Annotated in this window: 16 protein-coding genes; 2 read left to right on the top strand and 14 right to left on the bottom strand. The window is 37.2% G+C overall.

What is annotated here, in order from left to right:
- The first annotated feature begins 24 nt into the window (after positions 1-24).
- Positions 25-714, top strand: a complete 690-nt coding sequence (locus tag IGJ66_RS06700) for a hypothetical protein (RefSeq protein ID WP_430616401.1) — start codon at positions 25-27, stop codon at positions 712-714.
- Between the two features lie 336 nt (positions 715-1,050).
- On the opposite strand, the gene IGJ66_RS06705 is transcribed toward IGJ66_RS06700, so the two are convergent.
- From IGJ66_RS06705 to IGJ66_RS06725, 5 genes are all read right to left on the bottom strand, one after another.
- Positions 1,051-2,265 (bottom strand): multidrug effflux MFS transporter, encoded by a 1,215-nt coding sequence (locus tag IGJ66_RS06705; RefSeq protein WP_067482138.1) that lies wholly within the window; start codon positions 2,263-2,265, stop codon positions 1,051-1,053.
- 231 nt (positions 2,266-2,496) lie between these two features.
- Positions 2,497-3,483 (bottom strand): LacI family DNA-binding transcriptional regulator, encoded by a 987-nt coding sequence (locus tag IGJ66_RS06710; protein ID WP_271027224.1) that lies wholly within the window; start codon positions 3,481-3,483, stop codon positions 2,497-2,499.
- Positions 3,484-3,494: 11 nt separating this feature from the next.
- Complete coding sequence (locus IGJ66_RS06715; protein ID WP_430616402.1) at positions 3,495-5,789, bottom strand: glycoside hydrolase family 3 N-terminal domain-containing protein; 2,295 nt, start codon at positions 5,787-5,789, stop codon at positions 3,495-3,497.
- Positions 5,782-7,113 (bottom strand): PTS sugar transporter subunit IIC, encoded by a 1,332-nt coding sequence (locus IGJ66_RS06720; protein WP_071868405.1) that lies wholly within the window; start codon positions 7,111-7,113, stop codon positions 5,782-5,784. The genes IGJ66_RS06715 and IGJ66_RS06720 overlap by 8 nt, the downstream gene beginning before the upstream one ends.
- Before the next feature lie 180 nt (positions 7,114-7,293).
- Positions 7,294-7,827 carry a TetR/AcrR family transcriptional regulator gene (locus IGJ66_RS06725; RefSeq protein WP_067482145.1) on the bottom strand — a complete coding sequence of 178 codons (534 nt, stop codon included), beginning with the start codon at positions 7,825-7,827 and terminating at the stop codon, positions 7,294-7,296.
- A gap of 104 nt (positions 7,828-7,931) precedes the next feature.
- Here IGJ66_RS06725 and IGJ66_RS06730 point away from each other — a divergent pair, with 104 nt between their 5' ends.
- A complete protein-coding gene (locus IGJ66_RS06730) occupies positions 7,932-8,843 on the top strand; it encodes an NAD-dependent epimerase/dehydratase family protein (protein WP_368026816.1) in 912 nt (303 codons plus the stop codon).
- Positions 8,844-9,038: 195 nt separating this feature from the next.
- Here IGJ66_RS06730 and IGJ66_RS06735 read toward each other — a convergent pair whose 3' ends face one another.
- From IGJ66_RS06735 to menC, 9 genes are all read right to left on the bottom strand, one after another.
- Positions 9,039-9,392, bottom strand: coding sequence for a DUF1048 domain-containing protein (locus IGJ66_RS06735; protein WP_430616403.1), 354 nt, complete (start codon positions 9,390-9,392; stop codon positions 9,039-9,041).
- Positions 9,385-9,717 (bottom strand): PadR family transcriptional regulator, encoded by a 333-nt coding sequence (locus IGJ66_RS06740; RefSeq protein WP_095803660.1) that lies wholly within the window; start codon positions 9,715-9,717, stop codon positions 9,385-9,387. The genes IGJ66_RS06735 and IGJ66_RS06740 overlap by 8 nt, the downstream gene beginning before the upstream one ends.
- Before the next feature lie 182 nt (positions 9,718-9,899).
- Positions 9,900-11,369 (bottom strand): ribosomal protection-like ABC-F family protein, encoded by a 1,470-nt coding sequence (abc-f, locus tag IGJ66_RS06745; RefSeq protein WP_430616404.1) that lies wholly within the window; start codon positions 11,367-11,369, stop codon positions 9,900-9,902.
- Between the two features lie 243 nt (positions 11,370-11,612).
- Entirely contained in the window at positions 11,613-12,434 is an 822-nt protein-coding gene (locus IGJ66_RS06750; protein WP_270344925.1) for a maltodextrose utilization protein MalA, read from the bottom strand.
- 12 nt (positions 12,435-12,446) lie between these two features.
- Positions 12,447-13,298: a sugar ABC transporter permease gene (locus tag IGJ66_RS06755; protein WP_071868410.1), complete on the bottom strand. Its 852-nt coding sequence runs from the start codon at positions 13,296-13,298 to the stop codon at positions 12,447-12,449.
- 3 nt (positions 13,299-13,301) lie between these two features.
- Positions 13,302-14,606, bottom strand: a complete 1,305-nt coding sequence (locus IGJ66_RS06760) for a carbohydrate ABC transporter permease (RefSeq protein WP_430616405.1) — start codon at positions 14,604-14,606, stop codon at positions 13,302-13,304.
- Positions 14,607-14,703: 97 nt separating this feature from the next.
- Positions 14,704-15,963 (bottom strand): extracellular solute-binding protein, encoded by a 1,260-nt coding sequence (locus IGJ66_RS06765; RefSeq protein WP_067482157.1) that lies wholly within the window; start codon positions 15,961-15,963, stop codon positions 14,704-14,706.
- Positions 15,964-16,071: 108 nt separating this feature from the next.
- Complete coding sequence (locus IGJ66_RS06770; protein WP_075491129.1) at positions 16,072-17,838, bottom strand: glycoside hydrolase family 13 protein; 1,767 nt, start codon at positions 17,836-17,838, stop codon at positions 16,072-16,074.
- Positions 17,839-18,003: 165 nt separating this feature from the next.
- Positions 18,004-19,110 (bottom strand): o-succinylbenzoate synthase, encoded by a 1,107-nt coding sequence (menC, locus tag IGJ66_RS06775; RefSeq protein WP_071868412.1) that lies wholly within the window; start codon positions 19,108-19,110, stop codon positions 18,004-18,006.
- Positions 19,111-19,113 lie beyond the last annotated feature (3 nt).

Below are 19,113 nucleotides of genomic sequence, written 5' to 3' on the forward strand. Positions count from 1 at the left end.
AAATAACTGAAAGGATAAATCATCATGAAATTACATAAGCCAAAAACGGTCTTTGCTTGTTCTATGACTATCTTAACACTGTCAACAACTGCTGTCCCATCATTAAATACCGCAGTCTATGCAACAGAAAACAATTTCCAAACCACAGCACAAATAAAGTCTTGGGAAGATAAAACAATCGCTGAGTTAATTAACGAAGCAACTCCTACATTTTCGAACTTAAACCTCCCTTTAACAATTAATGAAAAAGCAGGTTCACAAAACGCTATTGCTTCTGCTTTAGAAAAAAAGGTCATGACTATGACTGTGCGGGAGGTTCAAAATAATATCGAATCCTTGATGAAAGAGTTTGATGGCGCTAATTACAGTTCCCGCAATGTCGCAGGTGTTGGCGGAAAAATACAAAACGGGGGTTGGAACATGTACTATAAATCTAGTGCCGGTAAAAAATCCGTTTATAATTTTTATGATCGTTTAGTTATCGGAGCTGCTGGAAATGTTCTATACAATGTCATTGTAGACACACTTGCAACTACTTGTGGAATAACTGTTGCTGGAGCAGTTATTATAGCAATTTCAAATCTAATTTCCCTTGAACTAATCAGAAAGTCAGCTAGTGCTCGTGGACTGGTTTCTGGCCATGGAAATACGGGAACCATTCGCGTAACTCTTTCTGACGAACTATGGTCTTCAAAATATAATGCAAGTTGGTGATCAAAAATAGCAGATTATGTAACAGATTATATGATATTTGTTCTCGTTTTTATTGGTGTTCTCAAAACAGGTGGACAATTAAACGAAATTATCCAATTACTGAAAGCCCAAAAAAGACGAGAAATGACGTTACTTGAGCAAATCAAAAAATTACTTGAAGAAAAAGAATCCCGATAGGTAAAAAATATTCTATCCTCTTTTTAGACGTTTTCAGATACCAGAAAGCGTCTTTTTTACACAAAAAAGGCCAGAACACTGTCCAGCCTCTCCTCTTTTCAACATTCAATTACGTACTGAAACGAAAACCAGCCTTTTGTTTCAGCCACTTTTACTTAACTAATTTTTTAACAGTGATTTCTTTTTTTCTTTCGAAAAGATATCTCTTCCTAACATTCTATATAAAATAACCGCACATGCTTCAGAAATAAAAATCAATACAGCTAAAGGTAAATACGTATTGCTTCCCATGATTCCTACTAGCGGCGTGAAGACCATCCCGATTGCATACATTCCTAATCCAAGTACGGAAGAAGCAATCCCAGCATGTTTGCCTTGCCTTTCCATTGCCATTGTTGTTACCACTGCATTTACTAACCCCAATGTCGACACGACTAACAACAACCCAAGCAGAGCTAACCACAAGTGATTTGTATGGATGCCACTAATAATCACTAAAATGCTACCCAAAAAACCAAGACCTACTCCCCAACCTAGCTGACGGAAGCTACTCATTCTCTTCGATAACACACCAGCAAGTTCTGCTGCAACTACAATTCCGATTCCATTGATTCCATAAATCAAGCTAAACATTTTATCCGACAAACCAAAAACATTTTGTAACATAAAGGACGAACCAGAAATGTAACAAAACATCGCTGCATAAACGAAACCTTGAATCAGCACGAACATCATAAATGGCCGATCGCTGAATACTGCTTGCCAACCTGCTCTTTGATCAACTTTTTCAGTTGCCAATTGGACTTCATGCGTTTCCTTAAACCCGATTAGAATACCTAAAAATAATAACAAACCAATTACTGCAAGAAAAATAAAAATAACTCGCCAAGAAAAATAGCTCAAGAAAAAACTGCCCAGTAAAGGAGAAACAATTGGAAAAATACCATTGATTGCCATCAACATTGCAATGAATCGAGTCAATTGAGTTCCAGAAAATAAATCTTTTGCAATTGCTCGCGTCAGAACAACGCCAGTTGAGCTAGCAATTCCTTGAATCAAACGTAAGCTTAAAAATAACCAAATATTTGTGACAGATACTGATAATAAACAGGCAATGACAGAAATACCAATGCCCCATAGAAGTGGTTTCTTCCGCCCGATACGGTCACTGATTGCGCCAATAAACAATGGACCAAATGCGAGTCCTGCTAAACACATGGTCAAGCTTAACTGAACCATTGATGTCGGGATGCCAAAGTCCGTTTCTAGCACTGGTAAAGCTGGTAAATAAGTATCAAGTAGTAAGGGGCCATAGGCGCTTAATGTGCCAAGCAAAATAGATAGCCACCATATTTTCTTTTTGTTTTCAATCATTTTCCTTTCACCTCAAAAAAGAAAATAGCATGGAAAAACGGAAATATCAATAAAAAATCCAGTAAATTTTCACTTTTTTCAAAAAAATGAGAACAATACTCATTTAAGTCGTTTTTCACCGCAAACAAAAAAACGCCGAGACCTCATTTGATCTCGCACGTCTTTCATCATTCCTATGAAATCAACTACTAGTTCTTCCCGATTCCTTTTATCAAATAAACTTTTCAACTATTATTCAGTAGTCATCCCTAAAATCTGGTTATTCAGAATAATTGTTTGTTTTTCAGATGGCAAGTTTTCCGGTATTCCTTTGATTCGTTCAAGGATAATCGTTGCTGCCGTTTCACCAATTTTTTCGGTTGGCGGATTAATCGTGACCTGCGGTAAAATACTTTGCTCCTCTTCAGATAAATAGTCATAATGACCAAAGGCAATGTCTTTTTTTACAGAAATTCCTTGTTCATTAAAACATTCTAAGGATCCAAGAGACATATTGTAGTTGCTGACAAAGATAGCTGTTGCATTTGCCATTAATAATTCTTTTGTTCCTTGGTAGCCACTCCTTCTGGTGTAATCCCCTTCGTAAATTTCAAGTGCTACTTCGGGGTGATTCTCGACTGCATCTTTTGCGCCTAACAGTCGTTCTTTTGCTGTGTAATCTGTTTGCGGAGCAGTGATATAACCGATTTTTTGATGGCCTTTAGCAATGTAATCAGAAATCACATTTGAGACACTTTCACGATCATCCAATAAAATGACATCTGCATTGTTCAATGGATCTGGATAATTCAAAGAGACAATTGGGACGTTGACTTGTGCTAATTTTTCCATGTCAATCCACTCTTCACTTGATAAAAAGACAATCAATCCATCCACGGAGTGTTTCAACAAATAATCAATTTTCTCATCCATTTGCTTTTCACTTTTCGAAAAACCACTAAGTAGTATGCTATAACCATTTGCTTCAGCAACTTTTTCAATTCCTGACACAACTTCTGAGCCGAATCGACTAGAAATACTGTTCATCAGTAAGCCAATGGAAAAACTTCGATTATTTTTAAGCCCCTTGGCAATAATATTTTCTTTATAGTCTAAAACTTTGATCGCTGAAGTAATTTTTTCAACATTTGATTGTCTTAATTTTTGACCATTCAAGTACCGTGATACTGTTCCTACTGAAACACCAGCAAGTTGAGCAACGTCTCTAATTGATGCCATTTCTCCCACCCCTACCAATCACAATTGATTTCTGCCTCCTGATCACCAACCATGATTTTTGCTTTTTTGGCGAAATGCCAGCAATTGTCTGCACCTACATATTGAAAATCCTCTGGAGACAACTCAAACGTCACCGTTTTTTCCTCCTGCGCTTTTAATTCATGTTTGCTAAAAGCTTTCAGCAGCTTTTTACGCTGAATAACAGATCCTCCAAGGAGTTTGACAAATACAAGCGAACTAACTTTGCCAGCAATCGTTCCTTTATTTTTAACTTTAACGGATACCGTTAGTTTGTCAACATTTGTTTTGCATTGAAGTGCTGAATAAGCAAACGTGGTATAGCTTAACCCTTCCCCAAAATCATGCAGTGGACTGCCACTTAAATCATAATAATTCTCTTGTTTTGAGGCATCTCTCTGATAATAATAAACAGGTAATTGCTGACTATTTCTAGGATAAGTAACACTTAAACGACCACTTGGATTTGATTGTCCGAGTAATGTCTTCGCGATTGCTTTTCCTCCTTCTTGGCCTGGAAACCAGCCAATCAAAACAGCATCAGACACTGCTTCGACCAATGACAAGTCAGATGGACGACCTTGGATTACTACTGAAACGAGTGGTTTTTCAAGTTTTGACAGTTCAGTTAAGAGGAATTCTTGCTTTCCTCCTAAAGATAACGAGGCAACATCAACATTTTCTCCAGAGTCCATATTTACCCCTTTTGATGAGACCGCGCCATTTTGTAAAAATTCCATATCGAAATTTCGCGCACTTGAGCCACCTAAAACAGTAATGATTAGATCTGCCTCTCCTGCTACTTGAAGTGCTTCTTCGATTTTTGCTTCTTGTGATACTTCATTTCGAATTTCGCAACCCTCGGCATACGTAACAGTCGCTGAAGAAAATAGCTGCTTGATTTCCCGATAAACCGTTTTTTCTAATTGGATTTCTGTTTGTGGAGCTGAATAATCACCCAACAAATGATACAAGTTATCTGCATTCGGTCCGATAACAGCAACTTTTTTCCCGCTTGGATTTAGCGGAAGCACACCATTGTTTTTAGTAAGAACTAAGCTTTCCTCTGCCAACTGTTGATTTAATTTTCTTGATTCTGTCAATAACTCTTCCCATTGATCTTTCGGGTCTTTGATAAAAGGATCTTCAAATAATCCCAATAAAAATTTAATTGCTAGAATGCGTCGGACAGACCGATCAAGCATGGCTTCGTCAATCACATCTTCCAACACGCCTTCTTCAATCCGAGTATAAGTTTCATCCCACAAACTTAAATCAATCCCAGCAGTTAATGCATGGCTAGCTGCTTCTGTTTGGCTTTCATATACATCATTCAGACGATCCAGAGCAATCCCATCTGCCATGACCAATCCTTGGAACCCCATTTTTGCTCGCAGGTTTTGTTCAAACAATTCATGGTTCACATGACAAGGGACACCATCAATATCATTGTATGCAGCCATTACTCCGACAGCATTACGTGTACTTTTTAATAATGGTGTATAAACATCTGCAAATTCTCGTCTGCCAATTGGAACAGTTCCAGAATTATGACCACCAAGAGCCTCCCCTTGTGCAATGCAATGCTTCAAGACCACACCAATTTGTTCTTTAGACCGATTAATATCTGCCACTCGTTGATCCAAGAAAGCTATTTCATCAGAAATCAGAGAACCTTGAAAACCTTGAACAATTGCTTCGCTCATTCGTGCACTGAGAATCGGATCTTCCCCAAAGCATTCTTCTGACCTTCCCCAGCGCGGATCTTTTAATAAATCCAAGGTTGAAACTAATGCTAAATGCACACCTTTTGCTGCTAGTTCTTTCGCCATTAAGCGACTTGTCTGCTCAACTAGTTCTAGGTTAAAACTACTACCTCGACCAACATTCGTAGGATAAGAAATGCTTTCCAGTCCTTGATGCCCATGAGGACACTCTTCAACGATTAAAGCGGGAATTCCCCAACGAGAATGGCTAATCACGTACTCTTGCACTTGGTTTGCTACCTTCCAACTATCCTTTGCAGCAATTCCATTTTTATCATCAACTTTTGACCAAGGATCTGCACGAAACAACCCGTAAAGTGCGCCTAAGCCACCACCCCACTGAACATGATTCTTAAATTTTTCTGTTAATTCAACAGCTTCTTGTTCCTTTTTATAACACTCCCAGCCATAGAGATGCTGATTGACTTGCCCAACTTTTTCGCTAAGACTTAAGCGTGCCAATAAGTCTTCTACACGTTGGCGAATCGTTAGTTCTGGATTTTGATATGGATACTTAGCCAAGTTCCCCCGCTCCTTCTTGTCGTGCTTTATTTGCAGCTAATACAAACGGTACAAATAAAAAGACGTCTAAAATAATCAATAACACAGTCAAAATAGCTGCTTTTACATCGCCCCCAGTTGCAATAAATGATTGGATTACTGGCGGTGTAATCCATGGTGCTGCAGCAACTGTTTTTTCAATCAAACCAACACTTGTTGCAACATAAGCAATAACTAAATTGATTGATGGAATAAGCGCACAGGGAATCATATAAATTGGATTCATTACGACTGGTAGCCCAAACATCACAGGTTCAGTAATATTGAACAAGCAAGTTGTCAAACCAAACTTGGCGATTTGTCGCTGTTCTTGTCGTTTTGAAACCCACAAAATCGCAATCACTAATGGTAAGATACAGCCTCCTCCACCAATTAATCCAAATGCATTCGTAAAAGGTTCGGTAATAATATTAGGAATTTCTTTTCCAGCAGAAAAAGCATCCATATTTTCTTGAATCGATTGTAATAATGGTGCTTGACGAATTGGTGCCAAAATACTTGAACCATGCATACCAAAAACCCAAAGAAAATCAGAGAAGAATTGTAAAAATAAAATACCAGGAACAGATAAGACGAAAGCTTTTAAAGGTGTTTGAATGGCTAATTCAATCAAACTTGGAAAATCAAGACCAGTAAACTTATCCAGTAGAAAAACAAAAATAGCAAATAAAAGAATAACTGCTGTTTCAGGAACTAAAGAATTGAATGAAGTAGCAACTGCCGGTGGAACACCATCAGGCATTTTGATTTTTAACTTCTTGATTTTTGCTAGCTTCATAAATAACTCTGTCCCAACAATGGAAGCAATCATCGCCGTTGCTAGACCGGAAGAAGAAGTCAGACTTTGTAAAAATACGCCAGTTGCTTCAGCTGTACTACCGTCCACCAAAGTAACACTGCTTTTCAACGGCATCAGAATAAACATAACAGCAACGCTTAACACACCTGCATGTACTGCACTAAAAGCCGGATCATTCATCTCACCTGATCGAATGTAATGATTTGCTAAATTCCAGCCGATGTTATAACACACAACAATTGCTAAAATACTCATCGTACCATTATTGACGATGGAAGCCAGGTTTGCTAGAAAACTCAAGTCAATCCATTGTTGAACAAAGGCATTAGAAAAAATCAATGCATTTAACAAGACCATGACAGACGCCGCCATTACTAGTGGCATCGTAATGATAAAACTATCTCGAATTGCAAGTAAGTGACGCTGGTTGTTCATCTTAGAAACGATTGGTAATAACTTTTCAGATAACTTGTCTACAAAACTCATTAGTAAATCTCCCCCATTTAAATAAGTTGAACCGGTTCAACTTCACTATAGCATGACTTTTATTTTTTGCAACAGTTTTTTTGGAGGCGGATTCATTTTTTTGTAAAATAGCTAGTTAGCTAAAAAATACCCGACCAAAAAATTGGATGGGTATTTTAGATTTTGTTTTTTAAGAAATAACTACTCATGAAATTCCTTAATTAAATCTGTCATTGCTGAAATACTTTCTTTCTGTCCCGTTTCGATCCAACTCAACCACACTTCAAAGATGCCAGCTGACATGAATTTGATCCAGTAGTAACGTTTACTTCCTTCCCAATCTTCCCAAGTGGTCGTTTCATCGTAAAAGCGGGCCATTTGTTGACTAAAGAGTTGAAAGATAATCTCTTTGTAACCTCCTTCAATAGCCGCTTGGAAATCTGGTGTCAGTTCTTGAAAAAATTCAGACAAATCATCAATTTTCTGTTCATGACTAACTTTGTTGATTGTTTTATCAAAAATAGCTTGAAATTTGGGTTCATAATATTCGGTCAACACTTGTGTTAGATCAGTAAAATGCCGATAAAATGCCATTCTACTCACACCTGATCTCTTAGCTACTTCAGAAACTGTCAGTTTTGATAATTGTGTTGTTTTTAATAATTCGAGTGTAGCTAATGTGAGCCATTTTTTGGTATCCTCTTTGATACTTTTTGAATAATTCGTCACTGCCATAACAGATTCCTCCTTCTGTTACAAATGCCGATCAATTGCTTGATTAAGCACTTTTTATCTTCTAAAATAGCATCCATAACAAATGTAACACTAGGAGGTAAAAAATGAAAGTATTAGTCACAGGCGCAAATGGATTTGTCGCAACTCATATCATAAAATTATTGCAAGAAAAAAATTACGAAGTTAATGGCACTGTTCGGAATTTGGATCGAGCTCCTGTTATTTTTGAAGGTGTTTCTTACTTTGCTGCAGATTTAACAAGTGCTTCTGGTTGGAAAGATTCGATGGTTGGTGTTGATGCAATTCTCCATGTTGCTAGCCCTCTTGGACATGAAAATTCCAACGATCCAAAACTGATTGATGAGGCTGTTCAAGGTGTTCAACATGTTTTTGATGCTGCACATCAAGCTGGAATCAAACGGATTATCATGACTTCCAGTCAAGCAGCAGCTACTCCTTTAGCAAGCACGACAGGCGTGATTGATGAAACGTATTGGTCTGATCAGCACAATCCAGAACTCAATGCTTATCGGTTATCAAAACTTGCTGCAGAAAAAAAGGCTTGGGAATTAGCCCAAAAGTATGATTTAGCTTTGACAACAATTTTACCAGGCGCTATTTTTGGTAAGGCTTTAACCAGTAACCGCTCATCAAATGGTGTCTTAGATGGTATCAAACGTTCTCGTTTAGTACCAAAAATTACGCTTGAAGTGACAGATGTTAACGATCTAGCTAATTTACATCTTTTAGCTTTAGAAAATAATGACACGATTGGCGAACGAATTTTAGCAAAAAATACAGACCTCTCTTTCGCACAAATCAGTCGAATTTATGGAAATCAACCAATTATCGTCCCTGATTTTGCTTTAAAATTTGCAGCCAAATTTGTTGGCGAATTGCGTTCATTAGTTCCCATGTTGAAACGTAAATATACTCATAGTAATCAAAAAGCGATCAAGTTGGGGTGGCAACCACGAGATGGACGTCAAACGGTACTCGAAGCAATCGAAAATTAAGTTAAAGAACGAGTCTGGGGCAAAATTAAAAATCCAGTCATTCATCGCACATTCTTCACTTCAAAGAACGCCTAAAATTAACGTTTACAAAACGAATTTTAGGCGTTTTTTTATTTAGATTACTTTTGTCCCAATCCTATTTTAAATGTGATTCTCTGAACCGAATCAAGTACTTGTCGGAAAAAATAGCTAGACTTATCTCAGCTTTTTGTTGATTTCACGGTTCAAATTTTCGCGCCAATCTTCCGTATACGTTTTTGTACTTTTCAACAGTTCATCGCAAAAAGAAGCCACATCTGTTCCCGTCACTTCAAGAACTTTTTTCCCGTCAGCTATACCTTCTTCAAACAGATCAATCAAATCATATTGCACTGCCATCATGTCATAACCACTACCAGTTGCAAATTTCCACATATGGCTTTGGATTTTTTTGAAAACAAATTGGTAATCATTTGGCAACGCATCGACTCGTGCCATTTGTGCTTTATATTCTTTTTTACTTGTAATGATTTTTTTTACATTAAAGTAATCATAAAAAAACTTATTCATTTACTGTTTCCTCCTTTAATTGAGTCATCTTTTCTGATAAAAATGCCCACTTTTCCCAAAAAATTGCCAGTTCAGCTCGCCCAGCATCATTGAGGGTAAAAAATTTTCTTGGTGGTCCTATATCAGAGGGCTTCTTTTTCGTATCCACCAGTTTATTTTTTTCAAGACGTAACAAAATCGTGTACACTGTGCCATCCACCACATCAGTAAACCCAAGAGCATTTAGCTTTTTTGTTATCTCATAGCCATACGTCTCTTGCTGACTAATGATTTCCAAGACGCAACCCTCAAGTACGCCTTTGAGCATTTCTGTTAAATTTTCCATATCCTTCTCCTTAAATTTCCCACTTTCAGTAATAAGTATTACTAAGTACCGCTATATAGTATTACTTATTACTTAAGTTGTCAAACTTTTGTGTGTATTTCTAAAAAAGATACCCAAAAAAAGAAGCTACGACCGATAAGGCCGCAGCTTCACTCTTTCTTGTGAGAAAATAGTCATAAAACTTATTTTTTCAAAATCAACTTTTGATTTTCAATTTGATAAACCACCTCTGCCACTTCATGAACAAATAACGTATCATGAGAAGTAAAAATAACAGTTCCCGGATATTGTTTGATTAATGCTTCTAAAGCTTGCATCGTATTTACATCAATAAAGTTCGTTGGCTCATCTAAGATTAGCGTATTTGCTGGTTTGGTAAAAAGTAAGGCAATCGCCAAACGTGTGGCTTCACCACCACTCAACTCACGAATAGGTCTAGTGATTTCTATTTGTTTAAACCCTAAATTATTTAGCAAGGCTCGCACAAAAGGTTCTGGATATTCCGTTTGTTTCAATAAATAAGCTAATAAGGGTTCCTCACTTGTTAATTGATAGTCCATTTGCTGATAAACAGAAAAAATAACATTTGAAGAGACAATTATGCCTCGTTTTTGGTCAAGAATATAACGCAATAACGTCGATTTTCCAGAACCGTTAGCACCTGTAATTGCAATTTTTTCTCCTAACCCAAATTGAAAAGTAGCTTCTTCTATTAGCTTTTTTCCAGCAACTTCCAGCGCCACCCGATCTCCCATGATTGGAAATTTATTATGGATTTCCAGTGTTTTTGGCACAGGAAAAATAATTTTTTGATTTTTCACATCAACAGTTTGTTCTACTAATTGGTCTAAACGACTGGTCATTGCTTTTGCTGTTTTTTGTAAAGATTTTTGGACCGTATCTTTTTGTTTTGATGAAGCTAGCCGATCTGGACGTTGACTTTTTTGTTTCTGTTTTTTCGTTGATTGTGTTAGTTTTTCTGCCTGTGCTTGTTTTTTCTTGATAGCATTTTCTAAACGCTTCTTCTCTTTTTGAAAATGATCTGCTAAACGCTCTTTTTCGATGCACTCTGCTTCTTTTTGTTTCACATACTCTGTATAATTTCCGTGAAATTCTCTCACGCGTCCCTCTTCAATTTCCCAAATTTTGGTCGCGATTTGGTTTATGAAGAATCGGTCATGACTGACTACAATTAATGTACCGTAATAATAACTTAGTTCTTTAATCAATGTTTCAATACTCTGGCTATCCAAATAAGTGGTTGGCTCGTCCAGTAATAAGCCCATTTGATAATCTGATAGCTGATTGGCTAAACGAAATTTCGCTTGTTCTCCCCCACTAAGAGTCTCCATTCCCATTGTTGGAACAGCAAATCGACTTAACAGTTCGCCATCTAGTTGGTTACTAACGTGGACCTTTGTTAGCTCTTCGCTTTGGGCATAGTAATTAAATTCAATTTCTCTTTGAACTTTTCCACGATCAGGCTCAACTTTACCAGCAATCATTTTTAGTAATGTTGATTTTCCACTTCCGTTTTTTCCAATAATTGCAATTCGTTCATTTTGATAAATCGTTAATTCATCAATAGATAAAATGTTTTTGGCGCCAAAATTTTTTTCAATATTTATTAATTTAACAGCTAAAGTTTCCATTTTTTCCGCTCCTTTTATGAGGGAAAAGTGTACAAAAAAGAGGTAGCCATAAGCCACCTCTTTGATTTCAATCAAAATTATCGAAGGAAAAAGGATACACTCATCCCCTGAAATCACATGTGCTTAGGACTTTTTTATTAACTAAATGTCATTAAAAGTTCAATGCGCAATTTCATGGAAGCAGTCATCTTTGTTCTCCTTTACTTTTTCTTTTCTAAACTATAACAAAAATACCGATGTCCTTCAAGCCTCGGCTACTTGCCGTTCATCCTTGAAGCCAGTTTTCGCGAAAATCCATAATAGTAACAAAACAGCTACCGTTGACTGGATACCTAACATTAAAATCAGATCAAAATGTACAAAACCAACTACCGCAGCAAGAATCGATCCTACACCCAAAACATTCAGCATTAGATTCGCACTTTCCTTAAACGTTTGGATAGAAGAAAAGCGACTCTTTCTTGTCATCCATAAAAAGAGTGATGCGCCAAACAAAATCATGATAGTCATAACTAGTAAGATAAACCCCAAACTTAGACTATAGGACAAAATAATCACTGGACGATTGCTGAGATAAAATTGTTCTTCTAGAAATTGTTCAAATTCTTGTGGTGTTTGACTCATTGCTGGTGTAAAAGACGGCCCATAGTTCATCGTATAGCTTCTAGTTTGTCCATTTTCTTGTTGCTGAATGTGCCACTGTGTTTTTTCAAAATTAATAAACGTACCCTTTTGTTGAACACTCTTTGGTAAATCCACGCCCACTATCAGCTCTTGATTTTCAAAAATGATGGCTTCTTTCCCCTTTAATTCGCCGTTGACAACTCGTAAGTGAGAAAATTGCTCCACACCTGCTTGATCCATCATCTGATTGACCGCTAAAAATTGCTGACTCGGTATTGCTGTAACCTGATTTGCGTAATAAAGAGTGATTGGGATCGTCATAAAAGAGACTAAAAAGACTAATATTAAGAACAATTTTGGCCATGAAAGTTCCTTTCGTCCAGCAAACAAACGTTTTGGTCCAGCTAGACTGGCGAAATAATTAAATGGGAAAGTTTGCATTTCTGATACCTCCTATCCTTTGGTTCCGCCTGAAGTCAGCCCTGTAACAAAGTTCTTTTGTAAGAAGAAGAATAACAAACAAATTGGTAAAGCAATTAAGATTGCTCCCGCTGCAAATAACGATACTCTTTGATTCGTCACATCAGAGATAAATGTTTGCAACCCAACTGCTACGGTTTGGTTCTCAGGTGTGCGTAATAAAAATTTCGATAGCATGAAATCGCCAAATGGTCCCATGAATGCCCACAATGCTTGAACGGCAATCATTGGCTTAACTAATGGCAAAACAATTTGAGCGAAAATTCGAAAATGACCTGCGCCATCTAACTTCGCTGATTCATCCAAGTCAATCGGCACAGTATCGAAATAGCCTTTCATCAGCCAAGTATTCATCGGGATGCCACCACCAATATAAATCATTGTTAGGAACCAATACTTGTCTAGCGCATCAAGCAAGAATGCCATAACATAAAAGGCAGTCAAAGCCGCCATTGTTGGCACCATCTGAATAACTAAGAAAAACATCAAACTTGATTTGCGACCAATAAAGCGATAACGACTATATGTGTAACCTGCTAATGTTACAACCGTTACTTGTATCACCATTGTTAATACAGAAATAATCAAGGTATTTTTATACCAAGTGCCATACAATGTTTCATTAAACAAACGTGAAAAATTATTTAATGTCCATTCACCGGATAAGTCTAAGCTAAATGCAGCAATGTTCCCTGGCTTAAATGCTGTACTAGCAGTAATCAATAGTGGATATAAAATAATGATTGAGAGAAATATCAAGAAGGCATACGTAAAAAAGTGTGACACGCTTCGTTGAAATCTCGCACTAGAATTTATTTTTTTCATCTGCTAATCCCCCATGTTGAACGCATTTGTTTTCTTAAAGACAAGCAAGGAAACACAAATTACTACAGCAGAAATAATCAATGTAATTGCCGAAGCCATTGAATACTGTGGTGATGTTCCTGTTGTCAGTTTATAGATCCAAGAAATCAAAATATCAGTTGAGCCTGCGCCACCACCGACACTACCTGGTCCTCCATTATTAAATAGGTAGATCATCGAGAAATTGTTGAAGTTCCCTGTGTATTGCGTAATAAATGTTGGCGCCGCCACTAAGAAAATTGCAGGTAACGTTATATTTGAGAAACGTTTCCAAGCATTCGCCCCGTCAATTTTTGCAGCTTCATACAAATCTTCAGAGATTGACTGCAAGATTCCAGTGACCATGACATAGATATATGGGAAACCTAACCAACCTTGAACAAGAATAATTGCCACTTTTGTCCAATTCGGATCTGTTTTCCAAGAAATTGCGCCAATATCAACCAAAGGTAAGTTGTTCAAAAATGGGATAACTTGTGTGTTAATCGCTCCAACACTGTCATTAAAAATGTTAGAGAAACTCATAATTGTAATAAAAGCAGGAACCGCCCAAGGTAGTAAGAAAATAATACCAAATACACGTTTAAATTTAATAAACTTTTGGTGGGCAACTACGGCAGTCAACACGCCTAAGCTAATTTGCAAAGTTGTTGCACACAAAGTCCAGATGATTGTCCAACTGAAAACAGATAAAAAAGTATTTCGATAGGAACTTAAAAAGAAGATACTAAAGAAGTTTTTGAATCCCACCCAATCAATCAAACTTGCAGGCGGAATGTGGTTGAAATCGTAGTTTGTAAATGCTGTAAATAAGGTAACCAACACTGGAAAAATAATGGTAAAAATCATTAAAAGATAGGCTGGTAAAGTTAGTAAGTAAGGAAATCCTTCATCCCCAATAGTCTGCAACGTTTCTTTCATTGTTACATTGATTTTTTGGCCATTTTTTTTCATAGTTGCGACACGTCGTGCATCATAAAGATTTAAACCATAAAAGAGAAAGAAAATAATCGTGATGATTAATTGTAATGTTCCTTCAATCAAAATAAACAATGAATGATCTTCTATAGGGATACTTCCCAGTGTTACTAATCCAACTAATGATTGAAAACCACCAAGGATCATTTGAATCACAAAAATAAGAAAGATACTGAAAAAAGCAATTCCTTTCGCTTTTTGTCCATTTGCTAGCTGACCGAAGCCAGGTATTAGCGAAAAAAGTGTCACTTTATTGACTTGAACTTCATTTTTCGTTCCAGACTGTTTCATCTAAAACGCCCCCTAATCATTTGATTCTAACTAGTTAAAGGGGAAGTGACCTAAGCCACCGCTCCCCTTCTTCCTTTATGTCTAGCTTTGTGGAACTTTAATATTTTTGCTCAATTGCCTCAGTAATTGTTTTGACTGCGCTGTTAGCAGATTCTTTTGGTGTTTTAGCACCAGAAGCTGCATCAAACATTAAGTTTTCTGCCCCTGTCCAAACTTCAGCCATTTCCGGAATGTTTGGCATTGCTTGTGCTGTTTCATACTGTTCGATTACCGCAGTTGTCAATTCATCATTTTTAGCTTTAGCTGTTTCACGTGCGCTTTGATTTGCAGGAATTTCATTGACCATTTCGAAGAATGTTTCTTGGTTTTCTTGGTTAGTCACATAATCAAGCCACTTTTGAGCCACATCTTTATTTTTTGCGTAGTTGCTAACAACCCAACCTTTACCTCCACCAAATGGTTGGTAAGATTCACCGTTATCTAATGTTGGAATTTTTGCTACGCCGTAGTTAACTTTACTTTCTTTATATGATTGTGCTTGCCATGGTCCATCAATAATCGCTGCTGCTTTGTTTGAAGTAAACTGTTGTGTCACAAAGTCGCCAGCACTAGTCACATCTTGCATTCCTTTTGGCCAAACATTTTGGAACCAGTCAGTTGCATAAGTGATTCCTTCAACTGCACCAGCATTGTTTAAACCAATATCTGAAGCATCCGTTCCATCTTCACCAAAAACATAACCGCCATAACCTGCAAGTAGTCCGTATGAATAATAAAAGTCAGTCCATTTTGCTAGGAAGCCAGTGTTTTTACCTGCTTCTGAATCAAATGCAAATCGTTCGTCTTTCGCAAGATCTTCGACTTCTTTGAATGTTGTTGGCGCTGCATCGATCAAGTCTTTGTTATAATACAAAACCAGTGTTTCAATTACAGCAGGTTCTCCGTAAATTTTGCCATCATAAGTTACTTGTGCTTTATCCGTTTCATCGTAATCTGCTTCATTTCCTAATTTTACTTCTGCTAAGTGACCTTGTTGTCCCAAAGCACCGATTCGGTCATAAGCAGCCATCATCACATCTGGCCCTTTTCCTGCAGGACCATCAAGAGCTAACGCTTCTAATTGGTCAAACATGTCTTTTTCAACTAATTTTATTTTGACATCATTCTCTTTTTCAAACTTACCTTTAATCTCGTTCATGTAATCGGTATAACCTGAATCAACAGAAATTGTTAGTGTTTTCTCATCATCTGCTGCTTTACTGTTTGATTTTCCACCATTACCACAAGCAGCAAGTCCACCAATCACACCGACTGAAAGCAAACCTAAACCTAATGTCTTCATCATTTTACTTTTCATTTTTTATTTCCCCCTGTAGTTTATTTTTCTGTTTTCTTACTAAAATCATTATACTGTTATTAAAAATATTAGTGCAACCGCTTTCTCTTTGTTACCGGTAACAAAATATCAGCAGCTAAGAATAAACCCATGTGGTTGGATCTCAATTTTTTCATCTTTCAAGACATGAACACCTTGTGAAAAAAGTACTTCACTTGGTTGGTCTACGACATACACGTTCTCTGATTCATTAAAAATGGCTTGAACTTTTTGTTGATCTAGTTGTCGAGCAAACGAAATAATTCCTTGTGTTTCAGGTGACGTTTTCCACAAAGTTTCTCCCTCGGATAAAATCAAATGCAACCGTTTGCGCAAATGAATAAGTTCTTTCATAAAGGCAAAAAGTTCCAAGTCTTGCTTTTCTTCGTCCCAAATCATACATTTCCGACAATCAGGATCATCATGTCCTGTTAAACCAATTTCTGTTCCATAGTAAATACAAGGTGAACCTTTTTGTAAAAACATGAACGTCATGACAGCTTTCAGCAACTCTTTATTTTCTTCACACATCGTGAGAATTCGCGCTGTGTCATGGGAATCCAATAAATTGAAAGTTCCTTCATTGACTTGGTCTCGGTAAAGCATTTGTTGTTGATTCATTCCGCTAATCATTTGCGAAACACTGATTTTCTTTTTCACAAAATAATCTTTGATTGAATCTGTAAATGCATAATTCATTACTGCGTGAAATTCATCTCCCTGTAACCAAGCTTGTGAAGAATGCCAGATTTCACCCAAAATATAGATATCGGGTTTTGCCTCAGTGACTGCTGTATAGAATTTCTTCCAGAAGTGATGATCGACTTCATTTGCTACATCTAATCGCCAACCATCGATATCGAATTCTTCGATCCAATAAGTCGCAATCTTTAAAAGATGTGCTTGCACTTCAGGATTTGCCGTATTTAGCTTAGGCATATGTGGCGTAAATGCAAACGTATCATACGAAAGATGTTCTGCTGTTTCTGGCACCTCTGTCAACCGGTAATCGTCCACTGGAAAGGAATGAATATGAAACCAATCTTTATAAATCGACTCTTCACCGTTTTTAATTACGTCTTGCCATTGTGGTGAATCATCGCCCATATGGTTGAAAACAGCATCTAACATCACGCGAATCCCTCGTTGATGCGCTTGCTCAATTAATGTTTTAAATAATTTTTTATCACCGAAATGAGGATCAATCTCTAAATAGTCAATCGTGTCATATTTATGATTAGACGTTGCTTTAAAAACTGGACAGAAATAAATACCATTGATTCCTAAATCAACTAAGTAATCCAGATGATCAATTACTCCTTGCAGATCACCGCCAAAAAAATCATCCCGATCCGGCGCTTTACTTCCCCACGGTAATGTGTTTTCTGGATCGTTATTCGTATCTCCATTAGCAAAACGTTCTGGGAAAATTTGATACCAAACAGTTTCTTTCACCCATTCTGGCACTTTGAAACGATCAATTTCTTGAAAATAAGGCATTCTAAAGTACATGTTTGGTTCTGCTAAAAAGCGATTTTGATAAGGAAACACGCCTTGATCCCCATAAAAACATTCCGTTTCATCTTTGCCAATCACATGAAACCCATATTGGATTCTCCTCGTATCACTATGGACTTCAAGTTCCCAATAATCATGCACATTGGTACTTAATCCTTTTTTCATCGGCACTTCTTCTAAGTACCACTGTTCCGTCGTGAATGTGTATGGATCACCCTTTATCACAAATACTTTTTCGATATCATCTTTGCCAGTTCGTAGCCGCAAACGAAGTGTTTCTTTCGTATACAAATAAGCAAATTCGCTTTCTGGACGATGATAAACTGCTGCTGTGTTCATGTATTTCCTCCTTCTTTACTTCTAAGATAATTTCACTATAAAAGAATCAAGTACGAAAGACAACGCTTTCAAAAATGTTAACGATAACAAGTTCTCTTGAAACAAAAAAATGTACGAAAACATTTTTTGTTTTCGTACATTCGTTTACTGATTGTTTCAATGATTTTATTGATAGGTTTGTTTCTGGTCACAAACTTGTTCAATCACTTGCCAATCTAACTCAACGCCTAAACCAACTCCTTGAGGAACGACAATATTTCCTCTTTCCATTTTTGCCGGTTTCTTTATGACGTCTGCAGTGTAATAACGATCAGCAGCTGAGATATCACCAGGAAAAGTAAAGATATTTTGGCTAGCAAACTGTAAATTTAACGCTCGGCCAATTCCAGACTCGAACATTCCTCCAAGCCAAACTAGTAACTGATGTGTTTGACAAAAATCAACGATTCGTAGAGCTTCTGTGATTCCTCCCACGCGTGGAATCTTCAAATTGATTCCTTGACAACTTCCTAGCGTATAAGCGGTTTTCACATCCTCCAATGTCCGAATATTTTCATCTAAACAAATCTTTGTCTGAAGATGTTGTTGAAGTCTGGCATGGTCGACAAAATCTCGTTGATGAAAAGGTTGCTCAATCATCGCTAAGTTCAATTGATCTAGTTGTTTAAATAACTCTAAATCAGCGAATGTATACGCTGAATTTGCGTCTGCCATCAGGGGAACATCTGGGAACTCTTCACGAATAGCACTTAGTGGCACAATGTCATATCCCGGTTTGATTTTCACTTTGATTCGCTGATATCCTTGTTCAAGATAATTTGATACTTGTGCAATCAAATCCTCTGTTGTCGCATGAATCCCAATACTGACACCAACTGGGATTTCTGATTTGTGGCTGCCAAAATAACTTTGTAAACTTCGCTGTTCTCGTTTCGCAAACAAATCCCAAACGGCCGTTTCCAATGCTGATTTTGCCATAAAATTTCCTTGGACAGTTTGAAACAATGACCAAACATCCCCTACCTTTTGCAAATCAGCTTGAAATAGACGTGGCACTAATTGCTGTTCGATAAGTTGCCGATCCGCACCAATCGTTTCTTCGATATAATCAGGTTGTTCAAAAGAAACTAGCTCTCCGTATCCTTGATTGCCTAGCTCATCTTCTAAAATCAAAAGGTCTAACGCTTTTTCGTTAAGGACGCCATAACTGGTTTGAAAAGGGGTAACTAATGGTAAACGTAGTTGGTACTGCTCAACTTTCATAATTTTCATCAC

The organism is Enterococcus sp. DIV0176 (assembly GCF_050528535.1).
Taxonomy (GTDB): Bacteria; Bacillota; Bacilli; order Lactobacillales; family Enterococcaceae; genus Enterococcus_B; species Enterococcus_B thailandicus.